This window comes from Streptomyces sp. NPDC031121, from assembly GCF_055570615.1.
In genome coordinates, this window is the sequence record NZ_JBVIGV010000012.1 from 114,829 (window position 1) to 139,037 (window position 24,209).

The window sequence follows — 24,209 nt, forward strand, 5'->3', positions numbered from 1 at the left end:
GTGGGCGCCGCCGCGGGCGTTCCTACGGCGCCCCCGGCCCCCGCATCGCGGGCGGCGACCCCGCTGCCCCGCCGCCGGAACGGGTGCTTCCGGGCCGCTGCCTTCCCCCGTCCCCCGGCCGCGGGCGCCGGTTTCATTCCGGCCGCACGCCCCCCGTGCTTCCCCACGCCCCCTTTAGCTGCGGCAGTTGTGGAGCGATGATGTGCACAGCCGTACGAATGGATCACGGAGCGGGCCCGCAGTCGATCGTCTGGGAGGGACGGCCGGAATGAGCGACGCCCCCTTGTACCTGGAACCCCGCCTCACCGCGGGCCCGGCATCGCTGCTGCGTGCCGGACCGTTCCTGCACGGGCTTGTCGACGGGCTGGGCTCACCCCTGGCCGTCGTCCTGCCCGAGGAGATCGGGCGCAACGCCGCGCAGTTCGCCGCCGTCCTGCGCCGGCACCGGCTGGGCGGCCGCATCTACTTCGCGCACAAGGCGACCGGCTCCAGTGCCCTCGTCCGGCAGCTCGCCGCCACCTCCGCCTGCCTGGACGCCGCCTCCCTGGAGGAGCTACGGCACGCACTCGGCGCCGGGTTCACCGGCGGCCGGCTGATGGCGACCGGCCCCAAGGACCCCGCCTTCCTCTGGCTGGCGGCGCGCACCGGCGCCACTCTGAACGCCGACGGGCCCGGCGAGCTGGAGCAGGCCGCCCGCCTCGTGCGCGCCCACGGCCTGCCCCGGCTGGAGGTCGTCCTGCGGCTGTCCGGGTTCGAGGGGGCCGGGGCGCGGACCCTGTCGCGGCGCAGCCGCTTCGGCACGCCCGCCGGAGCGCTGGGCCCGCTGCTGGACCTGCTGGAGAAGCACCGCGACGCCGTGGAGCCCGTCGGCGTCGGCTACCACCTGGACACCACGAGCACCGACGAGAAGGCCACCGCCCTGGAGGGCTGCATCCGGGCCGTGGACGAGCTGCGCTCGCGCGGGTTCCGGCCGCGCGCGATCGACGTCGGCGGCGGATACGGCGTCAGCTACCTGGCCCACGCCGCCCAGTGGGAGCGGTACACCACCGCCCTCACCGAGGCCGCGCTGGGCCGCCGCGGCCCGCTGGCCTGGGGCGGGCACGGCTACGGCCTGCGCGTGGAGAACGGCACCCTGAAGGGCTCGCTCGCCCTCTACCCGGCCCACCGGCCGGCGGCGGGGCCCGCGTACCTGGACGAGCTGCTGTCCCGGCCGGCCCCCACCCTCGGCAGGCCGCTCGGCACGCTGCTGCTGGAGAGCCTGTGCGACGTGTACGCCGAGCCGGGCCGCGCCCTCGCCGACCAGTGCGGGCTGACCCTCGGCCGGGTCCTGGAGGTGCGCACCGACACCGGGGGCCCGCCGTGGGTGCGGCTCGCGCTCAACGCCGGCGACGTCGGCCTGGAGGACCACGGGGTGCTCGTCGACCCCGTCCTGGTGCCCCGGCGCGGTGCCCGCCCGGAGGAGCCCGGCCCCGTCGGGGTGCACCTGATGGGCAACCTGTGCCTGGAGGCCGACCTGATCACCCGCCGCACCGTCTTCCTGCCGCGGCTGCCGGACCCCGGCGACCTGCTGGCGTTCCCCAACACCGCCGGATACTGCATGGACTTCACGGCCACCCGGGCGCAGCGGCAGCCCACGGCCCGGAAGGTCGCCGTCAGGGAGGAGGAAGGGGTCTGGCGCTGGTGCCTCGACGAGCAGTACTGGCCGGTCACGGAAGCGGGGGGATGAGGCACATGAGGTACGAGAGCATCACGGAGGCCATCGGCAACACGCCGCTGGTGCGCATCGACCCGGACGTGCACGGACTCCGGAACATCGACCTGTACGCGAAGCTGGAGATGCTCAACCCGTTCGGCTCGCTGAAGGACCGGCCGGCCTGGAACATGGTGCGCGACCGGCTGGCGGGCGCGGCCGCCCGCGGCGAGACGGTCGTCGAGCTGTCCAGCGGCAACACCGCCAAGGCGCTCGCGCTGATCGCGGGGATGCACGGGCTGCCGTTCAAGAGCGTCACCAACCGCATGCGGGTGCCCGAGGTCAAGGACCTGCTGCTGCTGCTCGGCGCGCGGATCGAGGAGCTGCCCGGGCAGAGCGAGTGCCTGGACCCGACCGACACCGCCGATCCGCTGACCCTCTTCCACCAGCAGCTCAGCGTCCCCGGGAGCGCGCACCTCCACACCGACCAGTACTTCAACCCGCTGAACGCGCAGGCGCACGCGGAGGGAACCGGCCCGGAGATCATCGCCGACCTGGACGGCCGGGCGCCGGACTGGTTCATCGCCTGCGTGGGCACCGCCGGCTCCTCGACGGGCATCGCCCGCACCCTGCGCGCGCACGACCCGTCAGTGCGGGTGGTCGGGCTCGTCGGCGCGAAGTCGGACTTCATCCCGGGGATCCGCACCGCCGACGAGGTGCAGGAGGTGGGCCTGTTCGACCCGGCGGTCTACGACGCGATCGAGGCGGTGACCTCCGACGAGGCCCTCGACGGCATGCTGGTGCTGCTGCGCCGCTGCGGGATGCTCTCCGGGCCGACCGGAGGGGCGGCGTACCACGGTGCCGTACGCCACCTGCGGGCGGTCGACGCGGAGCTGACGGAGCGCCGGACCGCCGTGTTCGTGGTGTGCGACCGCACGGAGGGCTACCTCGGCTACGTCCGCCAGCGCCGCCCGGAGCTGCTGGGCCGGCCCCCCGTGCGGAACTCCGCCGACACCGTCACGGACGCCGAGCTGGCCGCCGCGCGGTCCGTGGAGGTGCCGGAGGCGCGCGCCTGGGTGGAGTCGGGGCGGCCGCTGGTCGTGGACCTGCGCGGCCCGTTCGCGTACGGGGCGCTGCACATCGACGGCTCGGTCAACATCGTGGACGAGCTGTTCGCGGAACTCGTACGCGGCGGGATGCCGTTCAGCACGAGCCGGCCGGTGCTGCTGGCCTGCCCCATCGGCGAGCAGTCCCTGCGGTACGCGGCCCTGCTGACCCGCATGGGGCATCCGGACGTGCGCAGCCTCGCCGGCGGGATCGTCGCCTGGCGGGACGCGGGCGCGCCCCTGGTGCGCGACTGATGGCGGGGCCGGACCGGCGGCCGGATCCGCGGCCGGATCCGCCGGCGGAGCTGCGGGAGCTGGCGGCGTGGCAGCGGCCGCTGCGCGCCGACTTCCCCATCGTGGCCGGGAACCCGGGGCAGGCGTACCTGGACAGCGCGGCGACCGCGCAGAAGCCGCGGCAGGTCCTGGACGCCGTGCACACGTACCTGACGACCTCGAACGCCAATGTGGGCCGCGGCTCGTACCCGTGGGCGAACGCGACGACGGCGCTGGTCGCGGGCGCCGCGGAGCGGGTGCGGGAGTTCCTGGGGGACCGGGCCGCCGGGGCGTCGTCGGTGCACTTCACCGGCGGGACGACGGAAGGCCTGCGGACGATCGCGCGCGACTGGCTGCCGGGGCTGCTGCGCGACGGGGACGAGATCGTCGTGCCGTTCGGCGACCACCGGGCCAACCTCGACCCCTGGCTGGAGGCCCGGGACCTGCTGGCCGCGCAGGGGGTGCGGATCGGGGTGCGGGAGCTGCCCTGCCAGGCCGGTACCGGGGACTACGACGCGCGGGCGCTGGCCGGACTGGTCGGCCCGCGCACCCGGTTCGTGGCCGCGACGCACGTCCACCACGTGTACGGGGCCGACATGAACGTTCACCGCATCCGCGAGGCGGTCGGCCCGGACGTGCCGATCTGCCTGGACGCCGCGCAGAGCGTCGGCCACCAGCCGGTGTCGGTCGCCGACCTGGACGTCGACTTCGTGGTGTTCTCCGGGCACAAGGCGCTGGCCCTGCCGGGGACCGGCGCGGTGTGGGCCCGCGGCGCGCGGGGGCCCGCGTTCCGGCCCGGCGGCTGGGCCGGGACGCCGAACACCGCGGGCATCGCGAGCCTGGCCGCGGCCCTGGACTGGCTGGAGGACGCCGGGGTGGAGCGGATCGCCCGGTGGACGGCGGCGCTCGCGTCCGTGCTCACCGACGGGCTGTCCCGGATGCCGGCGTACGAGGTGCTGGGCTGCCGCAGCAGCCTCGCGGCCGGCACGGCGGTGCAGCGGCGGGGCTCGATCGTGACGTTCCGGCACCACGGGATCGGCTCGCAGGACCTGGGGTTCATCCTGTTCAGCCACGGCTTCATGGTCCGGTCGGACGACCACTGCCAGGCGGGGCGGGATCCCAGGGACGGGTCGGTGCGCGTCAGCCTGCACGTCTACAACACACTCGAAGAGATGGAGAAGTTGCTCTCCGCCCTCGCCAAGCTGCAATGATTTTCACTATGGACTTGAGTGCGGTGACGGCGGCGCGCTGGGTGGAGCGCTGGGAGTGCCAGCAGCAGCGGTACGCGGTGGACCGCGAGGAGCGGTTCACGGTCATCGCCGACGTCGTGGAACAGGCCACCCGCGGCAGACGGGACCCCCTGCTGCTGGACCTGGGCAGCGGGCCGGGCGCGCTGGCCGCCCGGCTCGCCGAGCGGCTGCCCGGCGCCGAGGTGGTCGCCGTCGACGCCGATCCGCTGCTGCTGGAGCTGGGCCGCGCCCACTACGGCGCCGGGGCGCGGCTGCGCCACGTCCGGTCCCTGATCGGGGCGGCGGGCTGGCTCGACGCCCTCGGCCTGGACCGGCCCGTCGACGCGGCCGTCTCCACGACCGCCCTGCACTACCTCGACCAGGACACCCTGGCCGCCGTCTACCGGGATCTGGCCGAACGGATCGGCCCCGGAGGCGTGTTGGTCAACGGCGACCACATCCGGCCCGACTCCCCCGCCATCCGCGACCTCGCGGTGGACCTGGGCCGCCGCCACGCCGAACGGAACCTGGCCTTCACCCACGAGGACTGGCAGTCGTGGTGGAAGGGCGCGGCCGCCGACCCCGAACTCGCCCCCTACCTCACCCTCCACGACACCACCTGCCACCCCCCGTGCGCGGACGCGGACCTACCGGTGTCGGCGCACATCGCCCTCCTCCACGAGGCCGGGTTCCGCGAGGCGGGCACAGTCTGGCAGTACGGCGACAGCCGCGTCCTGGTGGCCGTGCGCTGACCCCGCAGGCCGCGGCCCGCTCACAGCCGGGCGAACAGGGCCTCCAGGGGAGCCGGCGCCCGGCCCGGCTCCAGTGCTGCCGCCAGGAGGTGTCCGTAGCGGATCTTGCGGCCCTTCTTGGTGCCGAGGAAGCGCCGCATCTGGTCCTGCCGGCTCCGGCCCAGCTGCGCCGGCTGCCGCGTGAACGTGCGCCACGGCACGAGGTCGCCCTCGGCCTCGACGATCTCCTCCACCCGCGGTACGCCCAGCACCCGGATCAGCTCCTCCTCCAGGTCCGCCACGCACGCGAAGACCCCCTCGGCGGGGGCGCCCGCGCGCGCGAACGCGCGGTCGTAGTAGGGCCGCTCCCGCGCGTCGCACAGCCCGGTGAGGCGCAGCCCCAGGCCCTGCGGGCCCAGGAGGACGGCGTAGCGCCCCACGTTCATCGCACCGCCCATCGGGACGACGCAGATCCCCTCGGCGTCCAGGGCTCGGCCGAAGCGCGCGGCCGAGGCTTCGAGCGCCGCGAGGTCACTGCGCCCTTCCACCAGCACCGCGGACCGTACGCCCTCCGCCGCGACGAGCTCCCGTACCGCCCCCTCAGAACCGCGGCCCGCCGCCCAGCCGGTGAGCGCGTCGCGGACGACCCCCGTGTCAGTCATGGGGCCGATTCTGCTGGAGCACCCGGCGACCCCGGCACGCATTTTCCGCGTTTCCGCCCGGCACCCGGCGGGGAAGGGTGAAGCCGCCCAGGACTGGACCTCGTCACCCGGCCTCCGGGGCGCCGATCCGCTCGGCGAACGCCCGGTACGCCCGCTCGTCGTAGAGGACGAACCTGACCTCCTCGACGGCGGTCCCTGCGGCCCGGACCGCCTCCACAGCGATGCGGGCGCCGTCGTCCATCGGCCAGCCGTAGACGCCCGTCGAGATAGCGGGGAAGGCGACCGTGCGGGCGCCCAGTTCGTCGGCCACGCGGAGGGACTCCCGGTAGCAGGAGGCGAGGAGTGCGGAGCGGTCCTCGTCCCGGGACCAGACTGGGCCGACCGTGTGGATGACCCATCGGGCCGGGAGGCGCCCGGCGGTGGTGGCGACCGCCTGGCCCGTGGGCAGGCCCTTGCCGTAGTGGGAGGCGCGCAGGGCGCGGCAGGCCGCCAGGATGTCCGGGCCGCCGCGCCGGTGGATCGCGCCGTCGACTCCGCCGCCGCCGAGCAGGGAGGAGTTCGCGGCGTTGACGATCGCGTCGGCGTGCTCGGCGGTGATGTCGCCCTGGACGAGGGTGATGCGCATCGCTCACGGGGCCTTTCGCAGGTGCCGCCACACCGCCTTGGCCGCGTTGTGGCCGGACATGCCGTGGACGCCGGGGCCGGGCGGGGTGGCGGAGGAGCAGAGGAAGACGGCCGGGTGCGGTGTCGTGTAGGGGGACAGCGACAGGCGCGGCCGGAGGAGGAGTTGGAGGCCGGAGGCGGCGCCGCAGGCGATGTCCCCGCCGACGTAGTTCGGGTTGCGGGCGGCGAGCTGCGGCGGGCCGGCGGTCGCGCGGGCCAGGACGAGGTCGCGGAAGCCCGGTGCGAAGCGCTCCAGTCGGCGTTCGACGGCGTCGGTGAGGTCGCCGTCCCAGCCGGCGGGGACGTGCCCGTACGCCCAGAAGACGTGCTTGCCGTCGGGTGCGCGGCCGGGATCGACGAGGCTGGGCTGGGCGGTGATCAGGAACGGGTTGCGGGGGGCGCGCCCGCTGCCGGCGAGTTGCAGGGCGGCGTCGATGTCGCGGGTGCGGGGCCCGATCTGGACGGTGCCGGCGCGCCGCGGCGCCTCGGCGGTCCAGGGGACGGGGCCCGACAGCGCGTAGTCGATTTTGAAGACGGAGGCGCCGTAGCGGTAGCCGTCGTAGAAGCGGCCGAGGCCGGCGATACGGGCCAGGGCCGTCGGGGAGGTGTCGAAGACGTACGCGCGGGCGGGCGGCAGGTCGTCGAGGCGCTTGACCTCGAACCCGGTGTGGACCGTCCCTCCCAGGTCGGCCAGGTAGCGGGCGAGGGCGTCCGAGAGGGACTGGGAGCCGCCGCGCGGCATGGGCCAGCCGACGGCGTGCGCGGCGAGCGCGAAGACGAGGCCGACGGCGCCCGTGGCGATGCCGTTCAGCGGGGCGATGACGTGGGCGACGAGCCCGGAGAACAGGGCGCGGGCCCGCTCCTCCTGGAAGCGGCGCATCAGCCAGGTGGCGGGCGGCAGGCCGGCGATCCCGAACCGGGCGAGGGTGACGGGGTCGCGGGGCAGGGCGGTCGCGGGCAGGGACATGAAGTCGCGGACGAGGGTGTCCCACCTGCCGAGGAACGGCTGGACGAGCCGCCGGTAGGCGCCGGCGTCGCGCGCGCCGAAGGACGCCGCGGTCTCGGCGACGGAGCGGGAGAGCACGGCGGCCGTGCCGTCGTCGAAGGGGTGCGCCATCGGCAGCGGCGCGTGCAGCCACTCCAGCCCGTACCGCCCCAGCGGCATCGCGCCGAACGCCGGGGAGCCGGCGCCCAGGGGGTGGACGGCCGAGCAGGGGTCGTGGCGGAACCCCGGGAGGGTGAGTTCCTCCGTACGGGCTCCGCCGCCGACCGCTTCGGCGGCTTCGAAGACGGCCACCGAGTGGCCGCGCCGGGCCAATTCGACCGCGGCCGTGAGCCCGTTGGGCCCCGCCCCCACCACGACCGCATCGAGAATCGACGGCACCATGTGACCCCTTCGTCCGGCGGCGGCTGCGCCCCCAGGATATTCCGACACCCTGTGCGCCCCCGGCGCCTCACACCTCGCGCAGCAGGTCCCGGATGCGTACGGCGGTGGCCTCGTCCCGGCCGACGGCGAACGGCAGCTCGTTGTCGCGGTCGACCCGGAAGGGGACCCCGGCGACGGTGCACTGCGCGCCGCCGGCCTCGCCGACGAGGAGCAGCCCGGCGGCGTGGTCCCAGGCGGAGGGCCAGGTGAACGCAAGGCCGTCGACCTGGCCGCGGGCCACCTTCAGGTACTCCAGGCCGGCCGAGCCGCACGGTCGGGCGGCGACGCCGGGCACGTCGAGGCGGGAGAGGATCCGCTTGTCCCGGTCGGTGGTGTACAGCGGGTGGGCCACGGCCACGCGCAGGTCGGTGCCGGGCTCGGGGGAGCCGCAGGCGAGCCGTTCGCCGCCCAGGTGGGCGCCCTGCCCGCGGACGGCGGTGGCCATCTCGTCGAGCGCCGGGGCGAACGTCCAGGAGGCCAGGATCTCGCCGCGGTGGGCGAGGGCGACGAGGGTGCAGAAGGCGGGGTCGCCGGAGACGAACTGGCGGGTGCCGTCGACGGGGTCGACGATCCAGACGGGGGCGTCGGCGCGCAGCGCCCCGTACACGGTGGGGTCGGCGTGGACGGCTTCCTCGCCGACGACGGCCGAGCCGGGCAGGAGGCGGGTGAGGGCCGCGGTCAGGTGCTCCTCGGCCTTGCGGTCGGCGACGGTCACGAGGTCGTGGGGCCCGCTCTTCTCGTCGACCTCGTGGTCGGCGAGCTGCCGGAACCTCGGCATGATCTCGGCGGCGGCCGCCTTGCGGACGGCTTCCTCGACGGCGGACAGGTCTCGGGCCAGGAACTGTTCGATCATGCCTCCATCACACCACGCCGGGCGGCCGAACCCCACCGGAAAAACCGGGTACGGAAGGCACGGAGGGGGCGGGGTGCGGCCTGCGGGGCGGGCGGGCAGGATGGGGCGGTGCTCGTGTTCCGCTGTGCGGGGTGCCGGGCCGTGCTGAGCGCCCCGGTGCGCGAGGTCCCGCTGCCGCCCCTGGACGAGGCGCCGCTGCCGTACGAGGTCCCCGACGGCGGGGAGTGCCCGCCGCGGCTGGCGCCGGGCACCTTCGCGCACGACCCCGAGCCGTACCACCTCGCGGACCCGCCCGCCCGCCGGTGAGCAGGCCGCCCGGCCCGGGGCCCCGTACGCAGTGCTGGGCCGGGGGGACGTCCGCGGGGTGGCGGAGGTGCCGCGGCGCCGGCAGGGCTGCTGCGGGCCGAGCGGGTCGCAGGGCCCGAACCCGGCGTGCGCGGGGTGCGGGCGGGAGGTCGCCGTGGAGACCGCCGACTGCGGCACGCCGCAGCAGGTGGCGTTTCTCCCGGATGCGGTCGTCCCGGCGGGGGCGGTGCCGCAGGGGTGAGGGCACGGTCAGTGGGCGAGGGACTTCGCCGCCGACCGCTCCCCACTGGTCATGTCTCTTTCGGTTTCCGCCCACAGCGACTGACGGGAAGCCTCCGCCAGACCTCGCTCCGCGGCCCATACGCGGACCATCCCCACCGGCTGGTCGCGGACGTAGTCCGCCCGCGCGGCCGGGGCGACGTCCCGCAGGCCGTTCGTCCAGGCCGACGTGATGCGTGCGCCCCCTTCACTGCCAGAGGGGCCTGTGGCGGGAGCGGCCAGAAGCGCCTCGGCGGTCTTCGCCCGCCAGGACGGCGACTTAACGCCGCCCAGCCGCTTCTCCACGGCGGCCGTAACGGCGTTCAGGGAGCCGAGGACCCTGGCGCCGCGGTAGGCGCCGATGTAGCGGGCGTCGTTCCGGACGTCGGCAGCGGACCCGTCAGTGGGGATGGCCGCGATGTCCTCCGCAGCGTGCCGAGCGGCGGCCCGGCGGATGTCCGCGTACGCCTCCGGATCCTCCCCGACCGCCACGAGGACCTCGAGCAGGACGTTGTAGGAGACCGACATGTGCACGCCCCCGGCGTCCTCCCAAGGCGGTTTGGCGGCCCCCGCGTTGATGATGTACGTGGCGTCCAGGGAGTGCAGGGTGATGTACAGGTCGGCCGTGTAGTCCGCGAGGGCCGACGCCAGCGGGCGCCTGAGCTCGGGGTCGAGCCGGATCCGGCCGTCCTTCGACGGAATCGAGTTGAGGACCGTCTTCATCGCCTGGGCCTGGGCGACCGTGTGCCGGCCCGGCTCACCGCCCGTGGTGGCCTTGGTGATCGCGGCGCCCAGTTCGGCGCACGTGGCGGGCCGGTCTACGCCGGCCGCGGCCACGGCGCCGAGCAGCCGCTCGTTCCGCAGCAGCCCGCCGCAGGGCTCGCCGGTGTCCCGGCCGAACCCGAGCCAGCCGCCGATCCCACCGACCAGCGCCAGGCACAGGGCCAACAGCACGGCGATGCGGGGGCGGAGTCGTCTGCGGGCTGACGTCGTTTCGGACATGGTCTTCCTCGTTCGGGCCGCTGCGGCTCAGTTGGTGGCGTCGGTCAGGTACTTGTGCGCGGTGTCGGTCCCCAGGTGCTGACCGTGCAGCACCATCCTGGTCAGTTTCTCCGTCTGGCTGTCGCCGAGGTCGGGACGGCCCTTCGCCCAGTCCTCGACCAGGATGGGGACCTGGGTGTTGGCACTGAGATACCGGTTCACGATCTCCTTGTTGGCCTCGGCGTCCGCCGCGGCCTTCATCTCGTTGGCCCACTGCCAGGTCCACATGTCCACACCTCGCTGGAGCGAGTCACCGACGGCTACGGAGGCGCCGCCGACCGTGAAGTAAAGCGGCGTCAATGCGCCGCCGATAATGTGGTATGCGACCTTCGACTTGTAGTCTGCCGCGCTGTACTCGGCTGTGCGCTTGTCGTTGATGACGTCTTCCATGACCGAGTTGTAGGCGCCGATGGCGGATCCCAGCTTGTCGAGCGGTACCTCGAGTTTTGCTCCGGTCGCGCCCTGGGGGATGCCCTCCATGACGAGGCCCGCGTAGCGGGACTCCGCCTTGTAGAGGGTGCCGTACGCCTCCGGATCGTCCGAGAGGCCGCGGATGAACTGGACGAGATCCGCTGGCGACACAGCCAGGTGGGTATTGCCGTCCCGGTAGAAGTGGCCCGTGCCCACGTTTCTGACGTATTCGCCGTTGCTCCCCGCCAACATCTCGTGCGTGTCCGCCGTGTACGAGGCCAGGGCGCGGGCCAGCGGTTCACGCAGAGCCTCGTCGACCTTCTGGTCCGGGCCGAGCTTCCCGATGACGTCGTGCATGATCCGGGCCTGGGCTTCGGTGTGCGGCGTCTGCGGCCAGGGGTCCTGGCCGGGATTGAGGGGCGTGTGCCCGGTGGTCGCCGCCTCCAGGGCGAGGGCGAGGCCCCTGCGGGCGTCCCCGTCGGCCTTGTCGTCGCCGATGGTCTCGATGTTGCCCCGGTGGTTCACCGTGTTGACAAGGTCCCAGTCGCGGTCCTTCAGCAAGTAGTCCAGGCGGCCTTTGCCGCCGGGGGCCTCGGGGTCGAGGTAGCCGGTGGCCGAGCCTGGGTCGCAGCTCATGACGTTGAGGATGCCGTCGACCGGGTCGTTTTGGAACCAGCCGTCTTTCTTGTCGTCGAAGGTACCGTGGAGGTCCCAGATGTCCTTGTCCTTCTTCTCCGCGGCGATCATGTCATCCGTCAGATCGCCGAGGAACTGAGGCGAGTACCCGCTGCCCTGCTGCATGAGGGTGGCGAGGGCCTGGTAGCCGCGCGCCTCCTGATTGCTGCCGCGGCCCATGAGGATCCTGTCGTCGACGACGTCGAGTTCGTACTTCTCGACGCCGGCCTTCCGCAGGTCGCCCATGAAGGTGTTGTAGAACTTGGCGTCCGAGGTCTTGGACCACTCGGTGAAGGCGTCGTGGTAGGCCTTCGTTCCGTACACCAGCTTCCTGCCGTCGGAGTCCTTGAACTCGGGCACGGCCGTGGCTCCCGCCAGGGTGTTGGCTAGCCCCATGTTCAGGTCGCTGTACAGACCGTGCTGAGACTGGTCCGCGCCGTGCGCTCGGTTGTTGAAGGTGTTGGCCAGCTTGATGGTGCCGTCGGCGCCCATGCCGCCGACGAAGGTCTGACTGAACGGCTTGTTGTCCGCATTGTCGCGGAAGGCCCGGTTGAGTTCCGCGACTTCCGCGGCGGAGACCTTTTCGCCGCTGTTGATACGAGCGGCGATGTCCTTGGCGTTCTCGGCCTCGTAGTACTCGACGTCGCCCTTCGCGCCGGCATTGAAGCCGTTGAACTGGTCGTCGCCCTTGCCGCCGACGTCCTTGTTGCTGTCGAGGACGACGGCCTCCAAGGCGATCTTGACGCCTTCGTCGGCGTCGGAGAGGGCCTTCACGCGGTCGTCGAGGTGCTTCTGCCACTTCGTGACGGCTTCGGCGATCGCGCGCTGGCCGTCCGGATCGTGCCGCAGGACGCGCCGCTCGGAATCGGTGAGCCGGGAGGTGTCGTGGGAGACCCGGCCCTCCTCCGACACCTTCATTCCGGCCTCAATCGCCTCCGTCCGTGCCGATTCGAGCTTCTTCTTCAGGTCGACGAACTGCGTGTGGGCGTCGCGCAGGAGGGAACCGACGGCCTTGGCCTGAATCTGGGCAGCGCCGTACTCGTAGCGCGTGCCCGCGAAGTTGGTCTGGGCTACGCCGACGCTGACACCGAGCCAGTTCGGCCCCATGGTGACCTTCTGGACGGTGTCCTTGTAGCGGTCCTCGACCTTCTTGATCTCTCCCGCCATCGATTCCCACTTGCCCGCGGCCGTCGTCAGGGCTCCGAAGTCCGTGGTCATGATCTCTGCGTACGTCAGCATGTCGCCGTCCCCCGTGTGTTGCTTTGGATCGTCATGGTGTTGCGTCGCGTCGTGCTTAGATTCCGTTGATCCGCGACTTGGAAATCGGCGTGAACTGCGCTCGGATACCGAGGTCGTTCTGGGTGAAGAGCCCGCTCGCGCCGCGCAGAGCGGCCTTCTCCTGCGAGAGCCGACCCATGAGCGTCTTGACCTGCTGGTCCCAGGTCGACTGGACCTTCTTCATGCCCGCCGCCGTCTGCCAGCCGTCGAAGGTCTTGATGGCGGAGTTGGACGCCTCGTCGGCCCAGTCCGTCGCCTTCTTCGTGTTCGGCTCCAGCTCGGTTTCGATCGAGTTGGCCGCCGCCTTCTTCTCCGTCGGCGAAGAGCCGAAGTCCCCCTGTCCGCCGTTCGACGCCGGCCCCGAGGTCTCGTCGGGCACTCGATTCAGCCGCATGATCGTCTGCTGGTCGGCGGCCTGTCCGCGCAGTGCCGCCCATTCACCGTCGAAACTCATAATGATCTTTCCATTGAGTGGCCTGTTCCGGACCACGTTTGCCAGTAACCGGACGTGTCGGAATACTCATCCCGCGGCTCAGCCGAGCCTGGTCTTGCGGCGGAACTCGTCCATCGAGATGGTCTTCGCCTCCGAGGGCATGGTGATGGGGAACGTGTCGCCGTAGGAGTCGTACTTCGTGGTGCTGGACTGGCCGTTGCGGGTGGAGGCCAGTTCGAGGAGGCGGGAGGTGCCGGGCTCCAGGTGGTACGTGTCCCGGGTGCCGCCGGCCGCCACGGTGTAGGCGCGGGTCTTCCCGCCCTGGTCCGTGCGGTCGGCGTCCGGGTCGTGCTCGGCGGCGCCGGGGATCTCGAAGAACCTCCCGCAGCCGCCTTCCGCCTGTGACGTCACGAAGCTGTCGGTCAGCTCCTTCGGCACGGTGATCCACTGGCCCTTCTCCTTCAGCGAGTTCTCCAGGAGGGCCGTGCTGGTGTACGTCTTGCCGTCCTTGCAGTACATGTCGCCGGATCCGCCGGGCCAGGTCGCCTGGAGGTGCAGGCCCTGCTTGGGGTCCCACCAGCCCTCCTGGCTGCCGCCCGCGAAGGCCGTCGTCGTCCCCGACGAGTGGAAGGACGTGGTGCGGAGCTGCTCGTTGGCCTTCTTCACCGAGGTGCCGTCGGGCGAGCCGCAGCCGGTCAGCGCCAGGGCCGCTGCTGCGGCGAGGGCGATCGCGGCGGTGGAGCGGGCTCCCGGCCGCGCCGTGTCCCGCGGCGACAGCCGCTCCCTGCGGGACGACTCGCGTGCGAACGGCATCCTCAACACCCCCGTGTCCGGGCCGTGGAGGCGGATCCGCGCTCCAGGCCTCCTCGACTGACCGAAACCGGCCACGGGGATCGATCATACGTGCGGTGCCGCGGCGGGGCTCCCGTGTGACGGGCGTCACGGGTCCGCCTTGCCGCCCAGGGGTGGGGCGGAGCGAGTAAGTAAGGTTAGCCTTACCTCAATTGAAGTGCGGAGTTGCCCTTCGGCACGTCCCGCGCACCCCACGTCAGGAGACGGAAGAACATGACCTTACGGGTCGCGGTGGCCGGAGCCAGCGGCTACGCCGGCGGAGAGATCGTGCGCCTGCTCGCCTCGCATCCCGGGACGGACCTCGGCACCGTCACCGCCCACAGCAGCGCGGGCCTGCACCTCGGCGACGTACAACCCCAGTTGGCCGCCCTGGCCGACCGGGTCCTGGAGGAGACGTCGGCGCGTGCGCTGCGCGGGCACGACGTGGTGTTCCTCGCCCTCCCGCACGGCCGGTCGGCCTCCCTCGCACGCGAACTGGAGCCGGATGCCCTGGTCGTGGACTGCGGCGCCGACTTCCGGCTGCGCGATCCGGCCGACTGGAAGCGGTTCTACGGATCGGAGCACGCCGGCACCTGGCCTTACGGCCTGCCCGAACTGCCCGGTGCACGCGAGGAACTGAAGGGCGCCTCCCGGATCGCCGTGCCCGGCTGCTATCCGACGGCGGTCACCCTGGCGATGTTCCCGGCGTACGCGGCCGGGCTGGTGGAGCCCGAGGCGGTGGTCGTCGCGGCAAGCGGTACCTCGGGGGCCGGACGCGTGCCCAGGCCGCACCTCCTCGGCGCCGAGGCAATGGGGTCGATGACCCCGTACGGGGTCGGCGGCGGCCACCGGCACACCCCCGAACTCGTCCAGAACCTGTCCCGGGCGGCCGGCGAGCGGGTGGTGGTCTCCTTCACCCCGACGCTCGCGCCCATGCCGCGCGGCATCCTCGCCACCTGCTCGGCCCGGCTCCACCCCGGCACGGCCACCGGCAGCGGCGGCGAGGAGGAGGTGCGCGCCGTCTTCGAGGCGGCGTACGCGGACGAGCCGTTCGTCCGGCTGCTGCCGCCCGGCCGGTGGCCGTCCACCGGCGCGGTGCTCGGGTCCAACACGGTCCAGGTACAGGTCGCCGTGGACACGGAGGCACGCCGCCTGATCTGTGTGAGCGCGATCGACAACCTCACCAAGGGCACCGCCGGCGGCGCGGTGCAGAGCATGAACACCGCCCTCGGCCTGCCGGAGTGGCTGGGCCTGCCCACGAACGGAGTCGCCCCGTGAGCGTGACCGCTGCCCAGGGATTCCTCGCGAGCGGCGTGGCCGCCGGGATCAAGGAGTCCGGAGACCCCGACCTGGCGCTGGTGGTGAACCGGGGGCCGTCCCGCGCCGCCGCCGGGGTCTTCACCTCCAACCGGGTGCAGGCCGCGCCCGTCCGCTGGTCGCGGCGCGTGCTCGCGGGCCGGCGGGTCGCCGCCGTCGTCCTCAACTCCGGTGGCGCCAACGCCTGTACGGGACCGGAGGGCGCGTCCGACACCCGGGCGACGGCGGAACGCGCGGCGCGGGCCGTCAGCGCGGCCCCCGGCGAGGTGGCCGTCTGCTCCACCGGCCTGATCGGCGTCCGACTGCCGATGGACCGGGTCCTGTCCGGTGTCGACGCCGCCGCGGGCGCCCTGTCCCCCGACGGCGGCGAGGCCGCGGCCGTCGCCGTCAAGACGACCGACTCGGTGCACAAGACCGCGGCCGCCACCCGGTCCGGCTGGACGGTCGGCGGCATGGCCAAGGGCGCGGGGATGCTCGCGCCGGGGCTCGCCACCATGCTGGTGGTCCTCACCACGGACGCCGACGCGGACGGCCCGCTGCTGGACTCCGCGCTTCGCGCCGCCGTCCGCACCACCTTCGACCGGGTGGACTCGGACGGGTGCATGTCCACCAACGACACCGTGCTGCTGCTCGCCTCGGGCGCCTCCGGCACGGTTCCGGACCCCGCGGAGTTCGCCGAGGCCGTGCACGCCGTCTGCCTGGACCTGGCCCGGCAGCTGGTCGCGGACGCGGAAGGGGCGTCGAAGGAGATCGAGGTGGCGGTCGTCGGCGCGGCCTCGGAGGAGGACGCCGTCGCGGTGGGCCGCTCCGTGGCCCGCAACAACCTCCTCAAGTGCGCGCTGCACGGGGAGGACCCCAACTGGGGACGGGTGCTGTCCGCGATCGGGACGACCGACGCCGTCTTCGACCCCGCCCGGCTGGACGTGGCGATCAACGGCGTCTGGGTCTGCCGCGGCGGAGCTCCCGGCGAGCCGCGCGAGAAGGCGGACCTGTCGGGCCGCCGGATCACCCTCACGGTGGACCTGCGCTCCGGCGGCGCGTCGGCGGTCGTCTGGACCAACGACCTGACGGCCGAGTACGTGCACGAGAACAGCGCCTACAGCTCATGAACGGGGTGGGGACACAGATGCGTACCGCAGTCGCACGACCGGCCCCGGAGGCCGGAGCACCGTCCGCGGTGCCGTCCTGGACCGAGGAGCTCCAAGGCCGCATCGTGGTGGTCAAGTTCGGCGGCAACGCCATGGTGGACGGGGCGCTCCTCGACGCGTTCGCCCGGGACGTCGTGGAGTTGCGGCGGGCCGGCCTGCTGCCGGTCGTGGTCCACGGGGGCGGCCCGCAGATCAGTGCCATGCTCGACCGGCTGGGCCTGGAGTCCCGCTTCGAGGCGGGCCTGCGGGTGACGAGCCCGGAGGCCATGGACGTCGTCCGGATGGTGCTGACGGGCCGTATCCAGCGGCAGCTCGTCGGCGCGGTCAACGCCCACGGCCCGTACGCCGTGGGCCTGTCCGGCGAGGACGCGCACACGCTGACCGCCGTACGGCGCCGTGCCGAGGTGGACGGGCGGCCCGTGGACCTGGGGCAGGTCGGCGACATCGTCGCCGTCGCGCCCGACACTCTGCGGGCTCTGCTGGACGGGGGACGCATCCCGGTCGTCTCCCCCGTCGCGCGCGGCACGGACGGGCAGGTCTACAACGTCAACGCCGATCTCGCCGCGTCGGCGCTGGCGGCAGCGCTCGGCGCGGACCGGCTCGTCGTCCTCACCGACGTCGCGGGGCTGTACGCGGACTGGCCGCACAGCACGGAGGTGGTCGAGCGGCTGACGGCCGCCGAGCTGGGCGAGCTGCTGCCGGGCCTGGCGAGCGGCATGCTGCCGAAGATGGAGGGCTGTCTGCGGGCCGTACGGGCGGGCGTGGGCCGGGCGCAGGTCCTCGACGGCCGCGTGCCGCACGCGGTGCTGCGCGGCCTGTCCGCCGGGAGGAGTCCCGGCACCACGATCGTGCCGGACGAACGCCCCGGCCGCCCCGCACACGGGGAGGCCCGGCCGTGAGCCCCGCCAACGGCACCCCCCTCACCGGACGGTGGCGGGCGGTGATGATGGACACCTACGGCACTCCCCCGCTGGCGCTCGTCCGGGGCGAGGGCAGCACGGTGTGGGACGAGGCCGGGCGCGGCTACACGGACTTCACCGGCGGGATCGCCGTCAACACCCTCGGGCACGCCCACCCGGCCGTCGTGTCGGCTCTCGCGGCGCAGGCCGCCCGCCTCGGGCACGTGTCGAACCTGTTCGCCTCGGAACCCCCCGTCGCGTTGGCGGAGCGGCTGCTGGAGCTGCTGGGCCGCGCGGGCCGGGTGTTCTTCGCGAACTCGGGCGCCGAGGCCGTCGAAGCCGCGTTCAAGATCGCCCGCAGGACGGGGCGGCCCCATGTGGTCGCCGCGGAGGGCGGGTTCCACGGGCGCACCATGGGCGCGCTGGCCCTCACGGCCAGCCGGCCAAGCGGGCCCCGTTCCTGCCGCTGCCCGGGGAGGTGACCCACGTCCCCTTCGGCGACGCCGCGGCGCTCCGTGCGGCCGTCACGGAGCGGACGGCCGCGGTGGTCCTCGAACCGGTGCAGGGCGAGGGCGGGGTCGTCCCCGCCCCCGAGGGATACCTGCGGGCCGCCCGCGAGATCACCCGGGCGGCGGGCAGCCTCCTGGTCCTGGACGAGGTGCAGACCGGGATCGGCCGCACGGGCCACTGGTTCGCGCACCAGGCGGTGCAGGGCCTGGACCCGGACGTGGTGACCCTCGCCAAGGGCCTGGGCGGCGGACTGCCGATCGGAGCCGCCGTCGCGCTCGGTCCGGCCGCCGGCCTGCTCACCCCCGGACAGCACGGCTCCACCTTCGGCGGGAACCCCGTCGCGTGCGCGGCCGGGCTCGCCGTCCTGGACACCGTCGAGAAGGAGGGGCTCCTGCCCCATGCCGCCTGGCTGGGCGAGCGGCTGAAGCACGGGATCGGGGCGCTGGAGCACCCCCTGGTCCGCGAGGTCCGCGGGGCGGGGCTGCTCCTGGGCGTCGCCCTCGCCGAGCCGGTCGCCGCCCGGGTGCAGGAGGCGGCGCAGGAGGCCGGGTTCCTCGTCAACGCGGCCGGGCCGGACACCGTACGGCTGGCACCGGCCCTGACCCTGGCGAAGTCCCAGGCCGACGCGCTGGTCGCGGCCCTGCCCGCGATCCTCGACGCCGCGGCCGGCGCCGGCGCCTGACGTCCGGCGGCCCGTCCGGTGCTGCGGCCGGGTCAATACACCTAGAGGGAACGGGCCAGGACGAGGGCGCCGCGGGCCGGGTCCAGGGACCGCGCCCAGGCGGCCGGTGCCAGGTCCGGGGCGGCCGGTGCGAAGCCGTGGCGGAGGAAGAGGCGGCCGCTGCCGGTGGTGGCGGTGAACAGGGCCGTCAGGGAGCGGTTGCGGGCCCTGGCGACCGCCGCGTGCAGCAGGCGGGCGCCCACGCCCGAGCCCTGCCGGTGCGGGGCGACGCAGAAGTTGTACAGCACGCCGGCGGCGGCGTGGGCGCGGAGCCCGAGGCAGCCTTCGAGGGTGCCGTCGGGCGCCTGGGCGACGAGGAAGTCGGCCGCGTGCGCGAGGTAGAGGGAGAGGGGGCGCTCGCGCAGGGCTCCGGTGCGGACGAACGGCCGGGAGAGGGCGGCGAGCGCCGGCCCGTCGTCCCGGCGGGCCTGCCGCACGGTGGACGCGGGGGCGGCGGAAGGGCGGGGGGTGCGCGTACGGGTGCGGGGCGGCGCGGCGGGAGGCGGCGGGGCCGTGGTCAAGGCGTTCCTTCCTCGGGTTCCACCGTGCGCGGGCAGGGCTTCCCGGGGGGAGCCGGGAGCGCCCGGAGGGGCCCGGGGCCGCGCAACTCCGGCGGCGGAGACGAAAGTTAGGTTAGCCTTACCTCGCCTGCGGGGCCAAACCGGAGGCGCGCGGTCCGGACCGCCCGGCCCGCCCCGCCCCTGCCTACTTCGCCCACGCCTCCTTCGTGTCCCGGCCGTCCACGAGCGTCGTCACCACCTCGATGTCACCGATCCGGGAGGCGTCGACCCGGCGCGGGTCGTCGCCGAGGACGGCCAGATCGGCCCGCTTTCCGGGGGTGAGGCTGCCGGCGCTGTCGTCCCAGCGGCAGGCGTACGCCCCCGCGACCGTGTAGGCGTGCAGGGCCTCCTCGACGGTGGTGCCCTCGCCGGGGCCGATGAGGGCGCCCGACAAGGACGCGCGCTCGACCATGAACTGGACCGCCCGCAGCGGCGAGCCGTCCGTCACCGGCCGGTCGGAGCTGCCGACGAGGGTCACCCCGTGGTCGAGGAAGCCGCGGCCCCGGTACATCCACGGCGCGCGGCGCTCCCCCATGACCGCGGCGTAGTCGTCGCCGAACCAGCGCAGGAAGTTGGGCTGGACGACCGCGCTGACGCCGAGGTGCGCGAAGCGCGGGAGCTGGTCGGGGCGGATCAGCCCGGCGTGCTCGATGCGGTGGCGCGCGCCGGGCCGCGGCCGCAGCCGCTGCGCCCGTTCCAGGGCGTCGAGGGCGAGGTCGGCGGCCCGGTCGCCGATGGCGTGGACGGCGAGCTGCCAGCCGCCGAGGTGCCCGTCCACGATGAGGCCGGTGAGGCGCTCCGGGTCGTCCTGGAGCTGCCCGGTGTGGCCGCCCATGCCCTCGTACGGCTCGGTGAGCGCGGCCGTGCGCGCCATCATGCCGCCGTCGGTGTAGATCTTCAGCGCGCCCACGGAGAGCCAGTCGTCGCCGAAGCCGGTGCGCAGGCCGAGGTCGAGCGCGCGGGGGATGCCGTCGTGCTCGTGGGCGCCGGCCGGTTTCAGGGTGTCGCCGCCCGGCATGAGCTGGACGCGCAGCGGCAGCCGGCCCTCGTCGCGCAGGAGCTGGTAGGCGCCGAGCTCGACGGGGCTGTGGCCGAGCAGGCCGCCGCCGATGCCGGCTTCGGCGCAGGCCGTGATGCCCTCGGCGAGGCAGGCGCGGCCGGCATGCTCGATGGCGTCGGCGAGGTCGGCCTGGGAGTACGGCAGCCGCAGCCGCCGTACGGCGCCCATGGCGCTCTCCACGAGGAGGCCGTCCTCGTGGGGGACGTCGGCCGGGAGCATGGCGAGCACGGCGCTGTTGACGACGCAGGCGTGGCCGGAGTCGTGCATGAGGAAGAGGCGGCGGCCATGGCTGACGGTGTCGAGTTCGGCGGCGGTGAGGTGCCGGCCGAGGGCCCGCTGGTCGTAGCCGCCGATGCTGACCCAGGCACCGGCCTCACGCGAGCGGAGGACGGCGTCCTCCACGGCGGCGAGGACGTCCTCGGTGCGGGTGAGGCCGGAGATACTCGGGGTGCGGGCCTTCAGGCCCGTCCACGACAGGTGTACGTGGCTGTCGATGAACCCGGGGAGCACGGTGGCCCCTTGCAGGTCGACGACCTCCCGGGCGGGCAGGGAGGTGACGGCCTCGTCGAGGCCGGCGATGCGGCCCCGCCAGATGCCCAGGTCGCGGGCGACCGGGTGCGCCGGGTCCATGGTGAGGATGTTCGCGTTCGTCAGCCTCGTGCACAGCATCATGAGCTGTCCGTCCTCAGCGGGGTTCGGCCATCACGGCGGCGGTGGCGGCCGGGGCGCCGTCCTCGGTGTCTTCGGAATCCTCCGGTGCGAACCGCCTGGGTGCGGCCGGCACCATGAGGGGCGTACCGGTCTCCGGGTCGTCGATGATGCGGCAGGGCAGCCCGAAGACGTCCTCGACGAGTTCGGCGGTCATGACCTCGGCGGGGGCGCCCTGCGCAGCGATGGTGCCGCCGGGGCGCATCACGATCAGGTGGGTGGCGTAGCGGCACGCCTGGTTGAGGTCGTGGAGCACCGCCACAACAGTGTGGCCCTTGCGGGCGTGCAGTGCGGCGCACAGGTCGAGCACGTCGACCTGGTGGGCGATGTCGAGGAAGGTGGTGGGCTCGTCCAGGAGGAGGAGCGACGTCTGCTGGGCGAGCACCATGGACAGCCAGACGCGCTGCCGCTGGCCGCCGGAGAGGTCGTCGACGGGCCGGTCCGCCAGCTCCAGGACGCCGGTCTGCCGCATCGCCTCCACGACGGCCGCCTCGTCCTCGGCGGACCACTGCCTGAGCATCCCCTGGTGCGGGTAGCGGCCGCGGGCGACGAGGTCGCCGACGGTGATGCCGCCGGGGGCGGTGGAGGTCTGCGGCAGCAGCCCGATGCGGCGGGCCACCTCGCGGGACCGGTACGAGGAGATGGCCGCGCCGTCGAGGAGGACTTGTCCGCGGCGCGGCCTGAGCATCCGGGCGAGGGCCTTGAGGAGGGTGGACTTACCGCAGGCGTTCGGCCCGATGATCACGGTGAAGGAGTGGTCGGGGATGTCGACGCCGAGGTGGGTGGCCACGGTCCGCTGGTCGTAGCAGAGTGTCAGGTCCTCGGCGCGCAGCCGGGGTGCGGGGTGGTTCTTTCCAGTCATGCGCGGCTCTTTCGCGACTCGGTGATCAGCAGCCAGATGAGGTACAGCCCGCCGATGGTGCCGGTGGCCGTGCCGACAGGGAGGAGGGCCGGGGCGAACAGGCGCTGCGCGGCGAGGTCGCTCGCGGCCAGCAGCAGCGCGCCCGTGAGCGCGGCGGGCAGCAGGGCCGGGCCGGCGGTGCGGGTCAGGCGCCGGGCGACGTGCGGCGCGGCCAGCGCGATGAACCAGATGGGCCCGGTCACGGCCGTGGCGACCGCGGCCAGGGCGACGCTGACGAGAAGCAGCACCGCGCGGGTCCGGGTGGTGTTGACGCCGAGGGCCGTGGCGGTGAGATCGCCCATCTCCACCAGGGAGAGGCGGCGGGAGAGGAGGAAGGCGGGCGGGAGGAGGACGGCCAGCGCGACGAGGACGGCGTTGGCGTGCGTCCAGCCGCGGTTTCCGAGGCTGCCGATCAGCCAGGCCTGGGCTTCCAGGGCCTCCTGGAAGGTGGCCCTGGTGATCAGGTACGAGTTGACGGCGAGCAGCAGTGCGCTGACGCCGATGCCGATGACGATCAGCCGGAAGCCGTGGAGGCCGCGGCCCAGCATGAGGAGGTAGACGGCGGCGGCGGTGGCGAGGCCGCCGACCAGGGCGCCGACGGCGATCTGGGTCATGCTGCCGTGCAGGACGATGATGACGGTGAGCGCGCCGACGGCGGAGCCGTTGGTGAAGCCGATGATGTCCGGGCTGCCGAGGGCGTTGCCGGTGAGGCTGGTCAGGAGGGCGCCGCTGACGGCGAGGGCGGCGCCCACGGCGACCGCGGTCAGCAGGCGGGGCAGGCGGAGGGAGTTGACGACGAAGTCGGCGCCGCCGGAGTCGCGGCCGGTGAGGGCGCGGAGGACCTCGGCGACGGTCAGCTCGTAGTCGCCGGTGGCGAGCGAGACGAGCATGACGGCGAGCAGGGCGAGGAGGATCGCGGCCGTCACGGCGAGCGCCCTGCCCCGGACCCGTACGGACATCCGGCGGGCCCCCGGGACGCTCAGCACCGTCCCGGTGATCACGCGCGGCCGGTGGACGAACCCGCGCGCCACGGCGGGGGACTTCCCGGCGGGGGCCCGCCCCGCCTCGCGTACGCGACTCACAGCGTCGCCTCCTCGTTCGCTTCTCCGCCCGCGAGGCGCAGAGGTGCGGCCTTGACCCTCGCCTGCGGCCCGGCGGCCTCGTGTGCGCCGCTCACAGCGCCTCCTCGTTCGCTTCTCCGCCCGCGAGGCGCAGAGGTGCGGCCTTGACCCTCGCCTGCGGCCCGGCGGCCTCGCGTGCGCCGCTCACAGCATGACCAGCTTCCGGCGGCGGCACAGCGCCAGGAACACGGGGGCGCCGATGAAGGCGGTGACGATGCCGGCCTGGATCTCGCCGGGGGCGCCGATCAGGCGGCCCGCGACGTCCGCGCCGATGAGCAGGACGGGCGCGAGGAGCATCGAGTACGCGAGGACCCAGCGCTGGTCGGGGCCGACGACGAACCGGGCGATGTGCGGGACGACGAGCCCGACGAAGGCGATCGGCCCCGCGGCGGCGGTGGCGGCGCCGCACAGCAGCATGACCCCGACGGCGCCGAGGATCCGCGTGCGGTGGACGTTGACGCCGAGGGCGCGGCCCATCTGGTCGCCGAGGGCGAGGGCGTTGAGGGACGGGCCGAGCAGCAGGGCGATGAACAGGCCGAGGGCGGTGAACGGGAGGATCACGTACACGACGTCGAGGTAGCGGCCGGCGAGCGAGCCGACCGTCCAGAAGCGGAACTGGTCGAAGGCCTTCGGGTTCAGCAGCAGGACGGCCGAGTTGAAGGCGTACAGCACCGCGGTCACCGCCGCGCCGGCGACGACCAGGCGGTCCGGTGTGGCGACCTTGCGCCCCGAGGAGCCCAGCAGGTAGACGACCACCGAGGCGAGGGCGGCGCCGAGGAAGGCGAACCACACGTAGCCGAGGACGGAGCCGACGCCGAGGAAGGCGATGGCGACGACGACCCCGGCGGACGATCCGAGGCTGATGCCGAGGAGGCCGGGCTCGGCGAGCGGGTTGCGGGTCAGCGCCTGCATCAGCGCCCCCGACAAACCGAGGGCGGCGCCGACGAGCAGGCCGAGGAGGGTCCTCGGGATGCGGTAGTCGTGGATGATGATCGAGGTCTCGGAGCCGTCCGGGTGCCACAGCGCGCTCCAGACCTCGGTGAGCGGCAGGCCTCTCGTCCCCGTCCACACGCCGAGGAGCGACACCAGGACCAGCGCGGCGAGTACGCCGAGCAGCCCCGCGCCCCGCAGGGCGGCGGCGGCGCCGCGCACTGTGGGCACGACGGCGGGGGCGGCCTCCTCCGGGGACACCGCCTGCGTTTCGACCGGCAACGACATTTCCCCCTGACGGCGGTGCACGCGTACCGCGATCGTTCGGTGCTGTAGGGATGGGGCGGCGACTCGGCGCACATGAGCCTTGCAACTTAGGCGAGGCTAACCGAACGTGGAGGGCGGGTCAACGCGCGTGAAAGCAGGGCGAGATGGACCTCCGCCCGACGTTCGCGGAGGTGTTCGGGC

Annotated in this window: 21 protein-coding genes and 1 pseudogene; 9 read left to right on the forward strand and 13 right to left on the reverse strand. The window is 73.8% G+C overall.

Annotated elements, in window-relative coordinates; genetic code table 11:
- The first annotated feature begins 268 nt into the window (after positions 1-268).
- Genes ACZ462_RS23210 through ACZ462_RS23225 form a run of 4 tightly spaced genes read left to right on the forward strand, consistent with a single transcriptional unit; the run spans position 269 to position 5,050 of the window.
- The gene (locus tag ACZ462_RS23210; protein WP_467804671.1) at positions 269-1,726 is read left to right on the forward strand and encodes a type III PLP-dependent enzyme domain-containing protein; all 1,458 of its coding nucleotides are present in this window, start codon (positions 269-271) and stop codon (positions 1,724-1,726) included.
- A 5-nt stretch (positions 1,727-1,731) separates the two neighbouring features.
- Complete coding sequence (locus ACZ462_RS23215; RefSeq protein WP_467804669.1) at positions 1,732-3,051, forward strand: pyridoxal-phosphate dependent enzyme; 1,320 nt, start codon at positions 1,732-1,734, stop codon at positions 3,049-3,051.
- Positions 3,051-4,280, forward strand: a complete 1,230-nt coding sequence (locus ACZ462_RS23220; protein ID WP_467804668.1) for an aminotransferase class V-fold PLP-dependent enzyme — start codon at positions 3,051-3,053, stop codon at positions 4,278-4,280. Before ACZ462_RS23215 ends, ACZ462_RS23220 begins: the two co-directional genes overlap by 1 nt.
- 8 nt (positions 4,281-4,288) lie before the next feature.
- On the forward strand, positions 4,289-5,050 hold the full coding sequence (locus ACZ462_RS23225; RefSeq protein ID WP_467804667.1) for a class I SAM-dependent methyltransferase: 762 nt from the start codon (positions 4,289-4,291) through the stop codon (positions 5,048-5,050).
- Between the two features lie 20 nt (positions 5,051-5,070).
- Here ACZ462_RS23225 and ACZ462_RS23230 read toward each other — a convergent pair whose 3' ends face one another.
- From ACZ462_RS23230 to ACZ462_RS23245, 4 genes are all read right to left on the reverse strand, one after another.
- The gene (locus ACZ462_RS23230) at positions 5,071-5,691 is read right to left on the reverse strand and encodes a TOPRIM nucleotidyl transferase/hydrolase domain-containing protein (RefSeq protein ID WP_467804666.1); all 621 of its coding nucleotides are present in this window, start codon (positions 5,689-5,691) and stop codon (positions 5,071-5,073) included.
- Between the two features lie 103 nt (positions 5,692-5,794).
- Complete coding sequence (locus ACZ462_RS23235; protein WP_467804665.1) at positions 5,795-6,316, reverse strand: O-acetyl-ADP-ribose deacetylase; 522 nt, start codon at positions 6,314-6,316, stop codon at positions 5,795-5,797.
- Positions 6,317-6,319: 3 nt separating this feature from the next.
- A complete protein-coding gene (locus tag ACZ462_RS23240; RefSeq protein ID WP_467804788.1) occupies positions 6,320-7,738 on the reverse strand; it encodes a phytoene desaturase family protein in 1,419 nt (472 codons plus the stop codon).
- Positions 7,739-7,808: 70 nt separating this feature from the next.
- Entirely contained in the window at positions 7,809-8,633 is an 825-nt protein-coding gene (locus tag ACZ462_RS23245; RefSeq protein WP_467804664.1) for an inositol monophosphatase family protein, read from the reverse strand.
- 141 nt (positions 8,634-8,774) lie between these two features.
- Between ACZ462_RS23245 and ACZ462_RS23250 the strand changes: the two genes are divergently transcribed.
- Entirely contained in the window at positions 8,775-8,939 is a 165-nt protein-coding gene (locus ACZ462_RS23250) for a hypothetical protein (protein WP_467804663.1), read from the forward strand.
- A 249-nt stretch (positions 8,940-9,188) separates the two neighbouring features.
- On the opposite strand, the gene ACZ462_RS23255 is transcribed toward ACZ462_RS23250, so the two are convergent.
- The 4 genes from ACZ462_RS23255 to ACZ462_RS23270 all read right to left on the reverse strand — a co-directional run bounded on the left by ACZ462_RS23255 (position 9,189) and on the right by ACZ462_RS23270 (position 13,848).
- Complete coding sequence (locus ACZ462_RS23255) at positions 9,189-10,199, reverse strand: hypothetical protein (protein ID WP_467804662.1); 1,011 nt, start codon at positions 10,197-10,199, stop codon at positions 9,189-9,191.
- Positions 10,200-10,226: 27 nt separating this feature from the next.
- Positions 10,227-12,563 (reverse strand): DUF6571 family protein, encoded by a 2,337-nt coding sequence (locus ACZ462_RS23260; RefSeq protein ID WP_467804661.1) that lies wholly within the window; start codon positions 12,561-12,563, stop codon positions 10,227-10,229.
- Between the two features lie 55 nt (positions 12,564-12,618).
- The gene (locus tag ACZ462_RS23265; protein WP_467804660.1) at positions 12,619-13,056 is read right to left on the reverse strand and encodes a hypothetical protein; all 438 of its coding nucleotides are present in this window, start codon (positions 13,054-13,056) and stop codon (positions 12,619-12,621) included.
- Positions 13,057-13,134: 78 nt separating this feature from the next.
- On the reverse strand, positions 13,135-13,848 hold the full coding sequence (locus tag ACZ462_RS23270) for a hypothetical protein (RefSeq protein WP_467804659.1): 714 nt from the start codon (positions 13,846-13,848) through the stop codon (positions 13,135-13,137).
- A 252-nt stretch (positions 13,849-14,100) separates the two neighbouring features.
- Between ACZ462_RS23270 and argC the strand changes: the two genes are divergently transcribed.
- The 4 genes and pseudogenes from argC (at position 14,101) to ACZ462_RS23290 (ending at position 18,422) form a co-directional block, all read left to right on the forward strand.
- Complete coding sequence (gene argC / locus ACZ462_RS23275; RefSeq protein ID WP_467804658.1) at positions 14,101-15,144, forward strand: N-acetyl-gamma-glutamyl-phosphate reductase; 1,044 nt, start codon at positions 14,101-14,103, stop codon at positions 15,142-15,144.
- Positions 15,141-16,292 (forward strand): bifunctional glutamate N-acetyltransferase/amino-acid acetyltransferase ArgJ, encoded by a 1,152-nt coding sequence (argJ, locus tag ACZ462_RS23280; protein WP_467804656.1) that lies wholly within the window; start codon positions 15,141-15,143, stop codon positions 16,290-16,292. The genes argC and argJ overlap by 4 nt, the downstream gene beginning before the upstream one ends.
- A 17-nt stretch (positions 16,293-16,309) precedes the next feature.
- The gene (gene argB / locus ACZ462_RS23285) at positions 16,310-17,230 is read left to right on the forward strand and encodes an acetylglutamate kinase (RefSeq protein WP_467804655.1); all 921 of its coding nucleotides are present in this window, start codon (positions 16,310-16,312) and stop codon (positions 17,228-17,230) included.
- A 44-nt stretch (positions 17,231-17,274) separates the two neighbouring features.
- A pseudogene (locus ACZ462_RS23290) lies at positions 17,275-18,422 on the forward strand (acetylornithine transaminase).
- A 41-nt stretch (positions 18,423-18,463) separates the two neighbouring features.
- Here the strand turns inward: ACZ462_RS23290 and ACZ462_RS23295 are convergent.
- The 5 genes from ACZ462_RS23295 to ACZ462_RS23315 all read right to left on the reverse strand — a co-directional run bounded on the left by ACZ462_RS23295 (position 18,464) and on the right by ACZ462_RS23315 (position 24,029).
- Positions 18,464-18,982 (reverse strand): GNAT family N-acetyltransferase, encoded by a 519-nt coding sequence (locus ACZ462_RS23295; protein ID WP_467804654.1) that lies wholly within the window; start codon positions 18,980-18,982, stop codon positions 18,464-18,466.
- 184 nt (positions 18,983-19,166) lie between these two features.
- Positions 19,167-20,750, reverse strand: a complete 1,584-nt coding sequence (locus tag ACZ462_RS23300; protein WP_467804787.1) for an amidohydrolase — start codon at positions 20,748-20,750, stop codon at positions 19,167-19,169.
- Between the two features lie 16 nt (positions 20,751-20,766).
- Positions 20,767-21,651: an ABC transporter ATP-binding protein gene (locus ACZ462_RS23305; protein WP_467804653.1), complete on the reverse strand. Its 885-nt coding sequence runs from the start codon at positions 21,649-21,651 to the stop codon at positions 20,767-20,769.
- Positions 21,648-22,772, reverse strand: a complete 1,125-nt coding sequence (locus tag ACZ462_RS23310) for a FecCD family ABC transporter permease (RefSeq protein ID WP_467804651.1) — start codon at positions 22,770-22,772, stop codon at positions 21,648-21,650. The genes ACZ462_RS23305 and ACZ462_RS23310 overlap by 4 nt, the downstream gene beginning before the upstream one ends.
- Positions 22,773-22,955: 183 nt before the next feature.
- Positions 22,956-24,029 carry a FecCD family ABC transporter permease gene (locus ACZ462_RS23315; protein ID WP_467804650.1) on the reverse strand — a complete coding sequence of 358 codons (1,074 nt, stop codon included), beginning with the start codon at positions 24,027-24,029 and terminating at the stop codon, positions 22,956-22,958.
- Between the last annotated feature and the right edge of the window lie 180 nt (positions 24,030-24,209).